Origin of the sequence: Streptomyces sp. SID10853 (assembly GCF_010548145.1) — a bacterium.
Lineage (GTDB): Bacteria > Actinomycetota > Actinomycetes > Streptomycetales > Streptomycetaceae > Streptomyces.
In genome coordinates, this window is sequence record NZ_JAAGLN010000217.1 from 1 (window position 1) to 11,959 (window position 11,959).

General features: G+C 69.9%; 9 protein-coding genes. 3 read left to right on the forward strand and 6 right to left on the reverse strand.

Features of this window, described 5'->3' with window-relative positions; genetic code table 11:
• Positions 1-174 precede the first annotated feature (174 nt).
• From G3I19_RS29015 to G3I19_RS29035, 5 genes are all read right to left on the reverse strand, one after another.
• On the reverse strand, positions 175-546 hold the full coding sequence (locus tag G3I19_RS29015) for a BlaI/MecI/CopY family transcriptional regulator (protein WP_164266689.1): 372 nt from the start codon (positions 544-546) through the stop codon (positions 175-177).
• Between the two features lie 324 nt (positions 547-870).
• Positions 871-2,940, reverse strand: coding sequence for an MDR family MFS transporter (locus tag G3I19_RS29020; protein ID WP_164266690.1), 2,070 nt, complete (start codon positions 2,938-2,940; stop codon positions 871-873).
• 165 nt (positions 2,941-3,105) lie between these two features.
• Complete coding sequence (locus G3I19_RS29025; protein ID WP_164266691.1) at positions 3,106-4,320, reverse strand: acyl-CoA dehydrogenase family protein; 1,215 nt, start codon at positions 4,318-4,320, stop codon at positions 3,106-3,108.
• A 14-nt stretch (positions 4,321-4,334) separates the two neighbouring features.
• Positions 4,335-4,796, reverse strand: coding sequence for an SCP2 sterol-binding domain-containing protein (locus G3I19_RS29030; RefSeq protein WP_164266692.1), 462 nt, complete (start codon positions 4,794-4,796; stop codon positions 4,335-4,337).
• A 200-nt stretch (positions 4,797-4,996) separates the two neighbouring features.
• Positions 4,997-6,199 (reverse strand): PucR family transcriptional regulator, encoded by a 1,203-nt coding sequence (locus G3I19_RS29035; protein ID WP_164266693.1) that lies wholly within the window; start codon positions 6,197-6,199, stop codon positions 4,997-4,999.
• 625 nt (positions 6,200-6,824) lie between these two features.
• On the opposite strand from G3I19_RS29035, the gene G3I19_RS37050 reads away from it, so the two are divergent.
• Both G3I19_RS37050 and G3I19_RS29045 read left to right on the forward strand, forming a co-directional pair.
• On the forward strand, positions 6,825-7,427 hold the full coding sequence (locus G3I19_RS37050; protein WP_203600520.1) for a hypothetical protein: 603 nt from the start codon (positions 6,825-6,827) through the stop codon (positions 7,425-7,427).
• Positions 7,428-7,590: 163 nt separating this feature from the next.
• Positions 7,591-9,177 carry a DUF6801 domain-containing protein gene (locus G3I19_RS29045; RefSeq protein WP_164266694.1) on the forward strand — a complete coding sequence of 529 codons (1,587 nt, stop codon included), beginning with the start codon at positions 7,591-7,593 and terminating at the stop codon, positions 9,175-9,177.
• A gap of 138 nt (positions 9,178-9,315) precedes the next feature.
• Here G3I19_RS29045 and G3I19_RS29050 read toward each other — a convergent pair whose 3' ends face one another.
• Positions 9,316-10,260, reverse strand: coding sequence for a hypothetical protein (locus tag G3I19_RS29050; protein WP_203600522.1), 945 nt, complete (start codon positions 10,258-10,260; stop codon positions 9,316-9,318).
• 634 nt (positions 10,261-10,894) lie between these two features.
• Here G3I19_RS29050 and G3I19_RS29055 point away from each other — a divergent pair.
• A partial coding sequence (locus tag G3I19_RS29055; protein ID WP_164266695.1) for an ATP-binding cassette domain-containing protein occupies positions 10,895-11,959 on the forward strand: 1,065 nt, incomplete at its 3' end.

The following is an 11,959-nucleotide window of genomic DNA, read 5'->3' on the forward strand; positions in this document are numbered from 1 at the left end:
GCAGCAGGCCGGCCACGACGAGCATGCCGAGCGCCGCGGCCGAGCAGCCGCCCAGGGTGAGCGCAGCGGCCGTCAGCAGCCGGACGGCCTGCCGCGGCGCCAGCAGCTCGGCGAGCCACCGGGCTGCGGGCGCCACGAACAGGGGCATCAGCAGGGGCACCCAGACCGCGTAGATCACTTGCCCTCGCTCTCCAGCAGTTCGCGCAGCAGCCGCTCGTCGTCGGAGCTCAGCCGGGACACGAAACGCGCGAGCACCGTGGAGCGGTCCTGCTCCTTCTCCAGCTCGGTGTGCATCCGGCGGGCGGTGAGGCCGGGGGAGTCCTCGGTCGGGGTGTAGGCGAAGCCGCGGCCCTCGCGGGTCCTGGTGACCCACCCCTTGTCGTGCAGCCGGCTCAGGATCGTCGTCACGGTGGTCCTGGCGAGCCCGCCGCTGAGCGTGCGCTGTACGTCGGCAGGGGTCAGCGGTTCGCCGGCCGCCCACAGCGCGGCGAGCACGCTGGCTTCCAGCTCGCCGGCCGGGCGCCGCTCCGGGTGCTCCTCGCTCATGGGGCTCTTCCTCCAGGAATGGGCGCTGCGGGTCCGGGCGGGCCGGAATGCCGTGGATGTCGGGGGCCTCCGACGCGAAGGCCCCGCACACCATTATGAAAGAACGCCCGGCGACCTGATTCCGAGCCCCCGGCCCCACGGCTCCGGGCTCGGTGCCGCGACGGCCGGGTCCGGTACCCGGCCAGAGGTCGTGGAGCCGGTCAGGTCCGGTACCCGGCCAGGGGACGTGGAGCCGGTCAGGCCCGGCACCTGGTCAGGTCCGGAGCCCGGCCGGGTCCGGCGCCCGGTCAGGTCCGGTACCCGGGCGGGGCGGCGGCCGCCGGGTCAGTGAGCGGCCGTCGCCGTGGCCGTCCCGCGGGCGCGCGGCAGACCGGTGGCCAGGTCCTCGGCGAGCAGCCGCTTGGCGATGGCGTCCGCCGCCGCCCGCAGCTCGGCGCTGCGCGGCCTGCCGCTGTCCGCCTCCAGCTGGGTGTTGAGCCACTGCGCCCAGGCCGCGGTGATCGTCTCCGCCTCGCGGAGGCCCGCCGGGGTGTGGGAGAAGAGGCTGCCGTCCCGGGTGAGGTAGCCCTCGTCGACCATGCGGTCGAAGACCGGCACCAGCACCTCGGGCGGGATCCGGTACCGGGCCGCGGTGACCCCGATGCTCGCGTGCCCGACCAGCCGGGTGAGCAGCTCGACCTGCATCACGGCCCAGGCCCCCGCCACGTCGAGCCGGGTGTCGGACTCCGCGACGATCCGGCGGGCGGTGTCGGGTCCCTGGCTGTGCAGGATCTTCGCGACGGAGAACTCCAGCATCTTGGCCGAGTCGCCGGACGCGGGGGCCGCGAAGCCCTCACCCATGTCGGTCGAGCCGGCCCGTGCGGAGTCGCGCAGCTTCACCTGCTTCAGGAACAGCGCCACGACGAAACCGATGAGCGCGACCGGCACGGTCCACAGGAACACGGTGTGGATGGTGTGCGCGTACGCCTGGATGACCGGGGCCGAAGTGGCGCCGGGGAGCTTGTGCAGCGACTTCGGGTCCTGCGCGGCCCCCGCGATCCGCGCCGGGGCGGTGCCCGATGCCGCCGCGGCCTGCCCGATGGCCGAGCTGAGCTTCGGTTTCAGGGTGTTGGCGTAGATCGTGCCGAACACGGCGGTGCCGAAGGCGCTGCCCAGCGTACGGAAGAACGTCACGCCGGACGTGGCCGTGCCCAGGTCGGAGTAGTCGACGGTGTTCTGCACGGCGATGGTCAGCACCTGCATACAGAGCCCGATACCGAGGCCGAGCACGAACATGTACAGCGACTCGCGCCAGACGCCCGCGTCCGGACCCATCCGGGACATCAGGAACAGCCCAGCCGCCATCACCAGCGATCCGGCGATCGGGAAGATCCGGTAGTTGCCCGTCTTGCTGACGATGTTCCCGCTGAACACGGAGGCGATGAGCAGCCCCACGACCATCGGCAGCGTCCGCACCCCGGAGATCGTCGCCGAGTCCCCGTCGACGTACTGCAGATACGTCGGCAGGAAGGTCATCGCCCCGAGCATCGCGAAGCCGACGATGAAGCTGAGGATCGAGCAGACGGCGAACACCGGGTTGGAGAACAGCCGCATCGGCAGCATCGGTTCCGCCGCGCGCCTCTCGACCAGGCAGAACAGCGCGAGCGCGACCACACCCAGCGCGAACAGGCCGATGATGGTGCCGGAGCCCCAGGCGTACTGGTTGCCGCCCCAGCTGGTGGCCAGGATGAGCGCGCTCGCCCCGGCCGTCACCAGGGTGATGCCCAGATAGTCGATGACCGGGCGGCCGGCGGATCTCACCGAGGGAATGTTGCGGGCGGCCGCGATGACCACGAGTACGGCGATCGGGACGTTGACGTAGAACGCCCAGCGCCAGGTCAGATGGTCCGTGAACACCCCGCCGAGCAGCGGGCCGATCACGGTGGACACCCCGAACACGGCACCGATCGCGCCCTGGTACTTGCCGCGTTCGCGCAGCGGGATGACATCTGCGATCAGGGCCATCGCCGTGACCATCAGCCCGCCCGCGCCGATGCCCTGGACCGCACGCCAGGCGATCAGCAGGGACATGTCCGTCGCCAGGCCGCACAGGAACGAGCCGGTGATGAAGATGATCGCCGACACCTGGAAGATCAGCTTGCGGCCGAAGAGGTCACCGAACTTGCCGACCAGGACGGTCGAGACCGTCTCGGCGAGCAGATACGCGGTGACCACCCAGGACATGTGCGCGGCCCCGCCCAGGTCCGAGACGATCGTCGGCAGCGCGGTGCCGACGATCGTCTGGTCGAGAGCGGCCAGCAGCACACCGAGCATGATCGTGCCGAACACGATGTTCCGCTGCCGGACGTCGAGCACAGGTGGTGCGGCGGGGGCTGGACTGCTGGCAGTGGTCACAGCCGCACCCTCACACCGGCGCGCGAACGGCGCACACGCTGTAGGCCGGACCGGTGATCATCCGGCCACGAGGTTCAGCCCTTCGGCGGTACCGGCGCCCGGGCGGATGTGACGTACCGCCTGGGACGCCCGTCCGGCGCCCGGCCCGTCAGCGGGTGTGCCGCCTCAGCGGATGTGCCGCCCCGAGATCGCCCGTGCGATCACCAGCCGCTGGATCTCGCTGGTGCCCTCGAAGATGGTGTAGATCTTCGCGTCCCGGTACATCCGCTCGACCGGATGCTCCCTGCTGTATCCGGCGCCGCCGAGGATCTGGACGGCCTTCTCCGACGCGGCGACGGCCAGTTCGCCGGCGCGCAGCTTGGACATGGAGCCCTGGCCGGCGTCGAAGGTCTTGTCGTTCCTGGCCATCCAGGCGGCCTGCCAGATCAGCAGCCGTACGGATTCGATCTCGGTCCGCAGGTCGGCGAGCGCGAAGGCGATGGACTGGTTCTCGATGACGGGGCGGCCGAACGCGTGCCGGTCGCCCGCGTACTCCAGCGCGTACTCGTAGGCGGCGCGGGCGATCCCCAGTGCCTGGGCGCCGACCGTCGGGCGGCTGACCTCGAAGGTCGCCATGGCGGCCTGGCCCTTGGCGCGGCCGCCCTCCCGGGCGCGGGCGAGCCTGCGGTCCAGCTTCTCCTTTCCGCCGAGCAGACAGTGGCCCGGCACCCGGACCTCGTCGAGGAACACATCGGCGGTGTGCGAGGCCCGCAGCCCCAGCTTCTTGATCTTGCGGTTGGCCGCCAGGCCCGGTGTGCCGGGCGGCACGATGAAGGCGGCCTGGCCGCGCGACCCGAGCTCCGGGTCGACGGAGGCGACGACCACATGCACATCGGCTATGCCGCCGTTGGTGATCCACGCCTTCTGGCCGTGGAGCACCCACTCGTCGGTCGCCTCCTGGTAGCGGGCGCGGGTCCGCATCGCGGAGACATCGGAACCGGCGTCGGGCTCCGAGACGCAGAACGCCGCGAGCCGCGGGTCGTCCGGGTCGCCGAAGCACTGCGGGACCCACTCGGCGAGCTGGTCGGGGGTGCCCGACGAGAAGATCCCGGCGACCGCGAGCGAGGTGCCGAACAGCGCCATCCCGATCCCCGCGTCGCCCCAGAACAGCTCTTCGTTGGCGATCTGGAGGGAGAGCCCGCTGGGGTCGCCGTACATGTCGGCGAGCGACTCGAAACCGTAGAGACCGATCCGGGCGGCCTCCTTGATGACGGGCCACGGAGTCTCTTCGCGCTCGTCCCACTCGGCGGCCGCCGGGCGCACGACACCGGCGGCGAAGCCGTGCACCCACTCCTTCAGATCGCGCTGTTCCTCGGTGAGTTCGAGAGAGAAACCACTCATGTCCTGGGCCCCTCTCAGGCTTTGGGGATGTCGAAGTACCGGGTGAGTCCGGCGGCGAGGGCGACATCTCCGGTGATCTTGACCTTGCGCAGCATGAAGAGGGTCACCGGGCTCGCGTTGCCGGACACCAGCTTCAGGAAGTCGGCGTCCCCCATGGTGAGCGTGAGCCGCGGCTCGGCCTCCGAGCGCCCCTCGGTGACGGTGCATGTCCCGTCGGCGACCGTGGTCTCGTACACCACGTCGCTCTCGCCGGTGATCTTCCAGCGGATCACGGCGGCGAGCGAACCGGCGGCCTCGGGACGGAACTGACGCTCCATACGGCCGAAGACCTCCGCGAGCACCCTGGTGCGCAGCTCGCCGCGGGCGATCTCCCCGAGCTCCCTGGTGGAGAGCCCCTTGATGATCTTCGCGAACTCCTGCGGGGAGACGGACGCGAAGTCCAGCTCCGCGAGCCTTTCGCTGATGTTCTCCGCCACGAACGCTTCCTTACTCCCGAGTAATCTTACTGGGGGGTCAGGTTATGGTGCGAAGGGCGTACGGGCAAGACGGGCGCTCCACGGGTCGCGAGCCGGTATCCCACCGGAGCCATGAGCCGGTCCGTGAGCCGGGGCGGCGCGCCGGAGCCGTGAGCCGGGCCGAGCCGGGGCCGTGACGTGGTCCGGGCGGTCGGGCGGTGTCAGCCGCCATTCGGTTCGATGCGCATCGCGCGCAGGACAATCTCCAGGGCGAACCGCCGCTCGGGATCGGACAGTTGAGGGCCGAAGATGCTCTCCAGGGTGCGCATGCGGTAGCGGACGGTCTGCGCGTGCACATCCAGGACCTCGCCCAGCTGGGCCGCGGTGCCGCGGGTCGCGAGCCAGGCGTGCAGCGTCTCCAGGAGGCGGTCCCTGCGGTTCGCGGTGAGGTGGGCGACGGGGGCCAGCTCCCGCCCGGCCAGCTGTTCCAGGAGGGCACGGTCGGAGAGCAGCCAGAGGGTCACCATATGGTCTTCGCAGCGGGTCGTCGGAGCGTCCCCGATGATGCCGGTGTCGATGAGGTCGAGCACCCGGCGGGCCCAGCGCAGCGAATCGGCGGCGTTCGCGAGCGGGACGGTGAGGCCGATGGTGAGGTGCGCTCCGGGGAGCGCGGCGTCGAGCATCCGCTGTCTTCGCTCGTCGAACGGCCCCGGGATCAGCAGATGGGGCTGCGGCTCCGCCAGATCGGCGAGGACATCGTTGTCCAGCAGCGCGGACGGGATGTCGGCGGGCGGCCGCAGGGCGACCAGGGTGACCTGGCCGGGCAGCGTCCAGCAGGTCTGCTCGGCGAGTTCGGCCACGGCGGCGCGCGGCACCGGCGACCCGGCGAGGATCAGGTGCAGCAGGCGGCGCCGCTGGGTGTCCAGTTGGTCGGCGCCGGCCGTTCTGACCTCCAGATAGCCCTCCCGCGAGAGGGCTTCGAGCTCGTCGACGTAGGTGAACAGGGCGTCGGCGAAGGTCAGCATCAGCGTGGGGGAGAGGTTGTAGCGCCGGCCCACCCGCTTCGCCCGCCGCAGCGCGATCCGGGCCCCGAGCCGGTAGGCGCCCTGGAGCTGGTCCAGGCTCCTGCCCTCGTACGCCTCGAACCGGCCGAACCGCCGGCACATCTCGTCCCGCAGCGCGGACGACGCGGTGGGTTCGGCGACCTGGTCGACGAAGACGGAGATGTTCTGCTCCACGCCGATCCGGATGCCCTGGGCGTAGGGGCCTTCGAGCAGCCGTGCGTACTCGGGGTAGGCGCGGGTGACCTCGAGCCCGATCTCCTTGATCAGGCTGGGGAGTTCGGGCCGCAGGACGGCCGCGAACTCCTGGGGCAGCGGCCCCAGTGGTTCCCCGATGTCCGAGGGTGGTGCGACTCCCGGCATTCCTCGACCCCTTGCTCTCCGGCGCCCGGTGGGGGGTGGCCGACGGGAGAGCGCTCCCGGAGACCGACAGGTGCGTACCGATTTGGGCTGCCGAACATAGTCGAAGCCGGGGGCCGGTGGACACAGCCGCGACACGGCGGGCCGCGAGCGGGGGAGCGTATCCGGCCAACCCGGTGGGCGGGTTCGCCCGTCGCCCGGAGGGTGCGTCCGGGCAATTCCTCTTCGTTTCCCGCCTGTTCCCTTGTCAATTGCTGACAAGGCACACGTGTGTGGTGCTGTGCCGGGCGGGTGCTGTGACGTCGGATCCCGCCGGGCCGGGGTGCGGAGAAGCGTCACCGTGGGGCGGGGGCGGCCACGCCGAATTACTCACTTTCAGCTAATGAGGACCGGTCGGCTACTCGCCCGGCAACAGGAAATCGACCGCGGAGAACCCGTACCCGGATTTCTTCGTACAGGCCATTGCGGACTCAGGTTACTCACTCGTAGCGTCATCGCCGCACGGTTGGAACAGGCGGTCGCCCGGGACGAAACCGCCTTCCGGCCAAGTGAACCTCGTGGGGGATCCGTTCTGCTCGGAACGGAACTCCGGGAATCCGATCAAGACGCCACGAAGGGAAATCACACCATGCACAAGCTTGCCGTAAGAGCCGCAGTCGTGACCGCCGCCGTCGGTGCGGCCGTCGGGCTGGCCGCCACATCGGCCTCGGCCACCGCCACGTCCTCGTGGACGGTTTCCAACTCCGGTGCCTACACCGCACACGCGGTCAACCCCTCCCTGGCGGTACCGGCGGCCACGCTGAACTGTGCGTCGTCCGACGTGACCGCGGGCTCCCTCCAGGCGACGAGCAGCGACGGCGCCGGGATCGGCTCCATCGGCACCATCACGTTCACCAACTGCAGCGTGGCCGGCATCACCTTCAACGTCACGATGAAGGCGACGCCGTGGAAGATCAACGCGAACAGTGTGAACGCCACCCACGCCGACTGGGTCGACGGCACGGTCAGCGCCATCTCCGCGCACATCGCGGGCGTCGGCTGCGCGGCCGACTTCACCGGCACGGTCAACGGCCACTACGACAACACGGCCCACGCCCTGGTGATCGACGGCACGGGCAACAGCCTGGTCGCGTCCGGCGCGAGCTGCCTGGGACTCATCAACAACGGTGATGTGGCGGCGTTCAACGCCTCGTACGCGGTGAGCACCAAGCCGGTGATCAGCACGCCGTAATCCCGGCGGGCGCACCTGTACGGGCCGGAGGCAGCGGGTGCTGCCTCCGGCCCGGATTTCCCGTGTGCGGTCCGGACGGCCGAAGGGGCCGCGCGACAGCGGACGGACGCGCGCCGGCGGAAGAAGAGGGACCAGACCGTACGAAGCGGAGGGCGGGGCCGGCATGAATCCCAGGACACCTGTGAAGGCCGGCAGACGGCCGGTGCGGCTGGCGTCGGCCGCGGCCGCCGCGCTCGTCGCCGGGCTGCTGGCCGGCCACGGCTCGGCCGCGGGCGAGGGGGGCACCCCGGCCACGCTCTCGTACGACTGCGGTCTCCCGTCCGGCTCCGGCCGTGCCACGGTTGAGGTGGCGATGAACCTCCCGGCGTCCGCTGAGGCCGGCAAGCCGGTGCAGCCGGGGCCGGTGAAGGTCACGGTGGGGCTGGCGCGCGGGGATCTCGCGGCGCTGCTGCCGAAAGGCACCGACGCGGTGCTGAGTACCGCGTCACTCGCCGTCGAGGTGAGCCAGAACGACCAGTCGGCCACCGCGATGTGGTCGGATCTCGTCACGCCCAGCACGCCGGTTCCCGCCGAGGGCGATGTGCGGCTCGTCCACTCCGGGGCCGTGCCCACGGTCACGGTGGGCGGCACCGGTGATGTCACCCTGACCGCGGGCGAGCTGAAACTGGGGCTGCTGAGTGCGACGCCCGGTGCCGGGTCGGGTGCTGGGTCCGGCTCCGGTACCACCGGTTCCGGCGCAGGTTCCGGTTCCGGCACCGGCGCAGGTTCCGGTTCCGGCGATGCGAGCACCCCGCAGCCCGTGCCGCTGGTGTGCGCGCCGGCCGCCCATCAGGACCTGCGACTGGGGACCGTTCCCGTACCGGGGGCCGGGAGCGGCGAGCCGTCGACGGCGCCCGGCAGTCCGACGGCGAGCGCCCCGGGCGGCGGCAAGGGACGTACGGACGCCGACGGCGGCATCACGGTGCAGCCCCGGTCCACCCCCGCCCCGGTGGGCAAGTGCCCGACGGTGGTGCCGAAGGGCAAGGCCGACCCGAGCGAATCGCCCAAGGCTCCGCCGGGTGCCACCCCCGGCGAGTTCGACCTGCCGGGCAGTCCTGGCTGCGCGTACGCCATCGGCGCGGCCAACATCAGCAAGCTCAACGGCGCGATGATCATCAATGATCCGGAGCGCAAGCCGGTGACGATCAGTGTGCTGGCCGTCGTCCACTCCTCGACCAGGTCCAGCGTCCAGCCGGGCGGCCTCTATCTGCGGCTCGATTCGGTGGCTGACCTGCGGCTCCCGGACGCCGAATCGACCTTTCTGACGTTCGGATTCCAGCCGGTCACGGCGAAGGTGAGATTCGAGACCGGACCGGTCACCATATCGACCGGCAATGTCGGCACCAGCGTGTTCTCGGTGATTTCTTTCGAGCAGTCCCTGCGCCTGTTCGACGTGAAAGTGAACGGGACGCCGCTGGATGTCGGCAGTTCCTGCAGAACGGCCACTCCGTACAAGGTAGTACTCAACGGCGGCGCCAAATACACCAATGTATTCTACGGCGGCACACTCGACGGCACGATCGACATTCCCAGGTTCTCCGGGTGCGGGACGAACGGTGAGGATCTGGATCCGCTTTTCACCGCTTCACTCTCCGGGCCAGGGAACAGTATCGAGATGAACCAGGGGACGACCTGCATTCCCGACTCTCCCGACAACCTCTGCCCGCCGAATATCCCCGAGCTTCCGGGCGCCAAGGCCGTCAAGCCGTGACCGCACGCTCCGCCCGTGCCGTAACTCCACGGTCGGGCTGGGCGGTTGCCGGCCATGATTGGCCGGTTGTCGGTACCCGGGCCCGGTGCTGAGCCGCCTCACCCGGCCCGGTGTGCCGGGCCGGGCCGGGTGGAGCCGTCAGGGGCGGACAGCCGAGTGCCAGGCGTCCGAGAGCGCCTTGCCCTCGCCGGGGGCGGCGCTCGCCGGGTCGTTGAGTGTGGCGACATAGGTCGACGCGCTGTTCAGGGTGACGCTGTTCTTGCCCGACGGGGAGGGCAGCGCCGTCTTGAGGTTCACCGCCCAGTTCAGCAGGTTCAGCCCGCAGCCACTGGCGCCGGGCACCGCGTAGGACGAGTCGCCCTGGTTCGCTCCGATGAGATTGATGCGCCCCAGGGCGCCGTTCGGGTCGGCGGTGCCGTCCGCGTCGAACGACTCGGTTCCGGGGGCCGGAGCGGTGAGGTTCTGCGGGCGCAGCAGGATGGGGTCGGACGCGCTGCCGATGTAGCACTTGTCGCCGAGGAACGGGTTCTGCAGATGGATCCGGACCGGCAGCGTCACGATCGGCTTCCCCGTGGTGGCTCCGGCCAGCAGGGTGAAGTCACTCGGGCTGTTCACCGATTCGATGGTGGCGGTGACCCTGTTGAGGCTGTTGTCGGTGAGCTGTTCGCAGACGCCGGTCACCACGGGGACGTCGCTCGGGCACATCAGGCCGAGGAGTCCGCCCGGCAGCTGCGCGGAGTCGGCCACCAGGGCGCCGTCCGCGGGCGATATGAGCGTCGACGAGCCGTCGGGGTGGGTGACCACACCGAGCTGCAGATCGCTCGCCCCGGTGGGGACCACGGAGTTGCCGAGCTTGATGGAGCCGCTCGCCGAGTGCGAGGAGACGCAGAGCGCGGTGTCGGTCTGCCCGTCGGCAGCCAGCATCGCGGGTGCGTCCACGGGGCACCGGGAGAACGGCGCCCAGCTGCCGTTCAGACTGACGGGGCCGGCGGCCGCGGTGGCCGTGCCCACGGACACGAACGCGGTGAGGGCGGTGGAGCCGGCGAGCAGCCCCAGCCGCAACCGGGTGGAAACGGATCTCATGTCTTCCCCTTTTTTCGGCAGCCGGATGCGGATGCTGATGGGTAAAAGGCGGATCGTGGTCTACGTGGTCTGCGAGGTCGGTTTCGCCTCGGAATTCACCGAGCCGTGAGGTTACTGGCGGGAAACACCGCTGCACAATGCCGCTGTCCGATGAACTTCGGCCGCCCTGACTTCTTGTGCCGGAATGAGCAAGGGGCGCCACCCGCTTGTCAGTCGGTGCGCACACCTCTGCCGAGCGCCGGTCCCGGTGCCGTGTGCCAGGGGCGGCGGAATTTATCACTTCTGGATGAGTTTCCGAACCGCACTGCTCAACCACCGCAAAGAAGAGGGCGGTTGCGCGATGGCCCGACAAAACTTGGGGAACTGGTATTGCGGCCTCAGGTTACCCGGCCGTAACGTCGCTCTCCGCGAGCCACTCGGCCGGTTGAGGCCGGGGCGTACGTCCCTCACCTGCGCCCCTGCTGTGAGTGAGCACTTTTCAACAAGGTTTCCGCACGTGCTTGTCACCCCATGACAAGTAGCTCAATTTCTTCGGGAGTTACCTGTTCAAGGGCTTGTCCAGGCGGCGCCGGTGAACTTAACGTGCGCCTCTCGGCGCACTTCTGTCACTTCGTGAGTGCATGCAGGAGGTGAGATGGGAATCGAAGTAGTGGTGGAAGGGCTCACGAAGTCTTTCGGCAAGCAGAAAATCTGGCAGGACGTGACACTCACGCTCCCGGCCGGTGAAGTCAGTGTGATGCTCGGCCCCTCCGGCACCGGAAAGACCGTGTTCCTCAAGTCTCTGATCGGACTGCTGAAGCCCGAGCGGGGCAGCGTGCTCATCAACGGCGTCGACATGGTGAACAGCCCCGAGCACGATATCTACGAGACCCGCAAGCTCTTCGGCCTGATGTTCCAGGACGGTGCGCTCTTCGGGTCGATGACGCTCTTCGACAACGTGGCGTTCCCGCTCCGCGAGCACACCAGGAAGAAGGAATCCGAGATCCGCCGCATCGTCATGGAGCGGATGGACATGGTGGGCCTCCTGGGCGCCGAGGAGAAGCTGCCCGGTGAGATATCCGGCGGCATGCGCAAGCGGGCCGGTCTTGCCCGCGCCCTGGTGCTCGACCCGCAGATCATCCTCATCGACGAACCGGACTCAGGACTGGACCCGGTCCGTACGTCGTACATCTCGCAGCTCCTCATCGACCTGAACGCGCAGTTCGACGCGACGATGCTGATCGTCACCCACAACCTCGACATCGCGGCCACCGTGCCCGACAACATGGGGATGCTCTTCCTGCGCAACCTGGTCACGTTCGGCCCCCGCGAACTGCTGCTCACCAGCGAGGAGCCGGTGGTCGCGCAGTTCCTGAGCGGGCGGCGCGAGGGGCCGATCGGGATGTCCGAGGAGAAGGACGCGGCGACCCTCGCGGCCGAGCAGCGCAGCGCGGCCGGCTCGCGCCCCCGGGCGCCGCGGCCCCTCGTGCCGCAACTCGAACCGTCCGAGGGGCTGCCCGAGCGCCAGGCCGTACTGCGGCGCAGGGAACGGGTGCTGGGCATGCTGGCGGAGCTTCCCGAAGCGGCCCGCACCGCCATCCTCCGGAGCTACCCGGCCCCGCCGTCGGGCAGCCCGGCACCCGGCAGCTCAGCACCCGGCAGCTCGGTATCCAGCAGTCCGGCATCCGGAACCCCGGCCTCCGGAACCCCGGCATCCGGA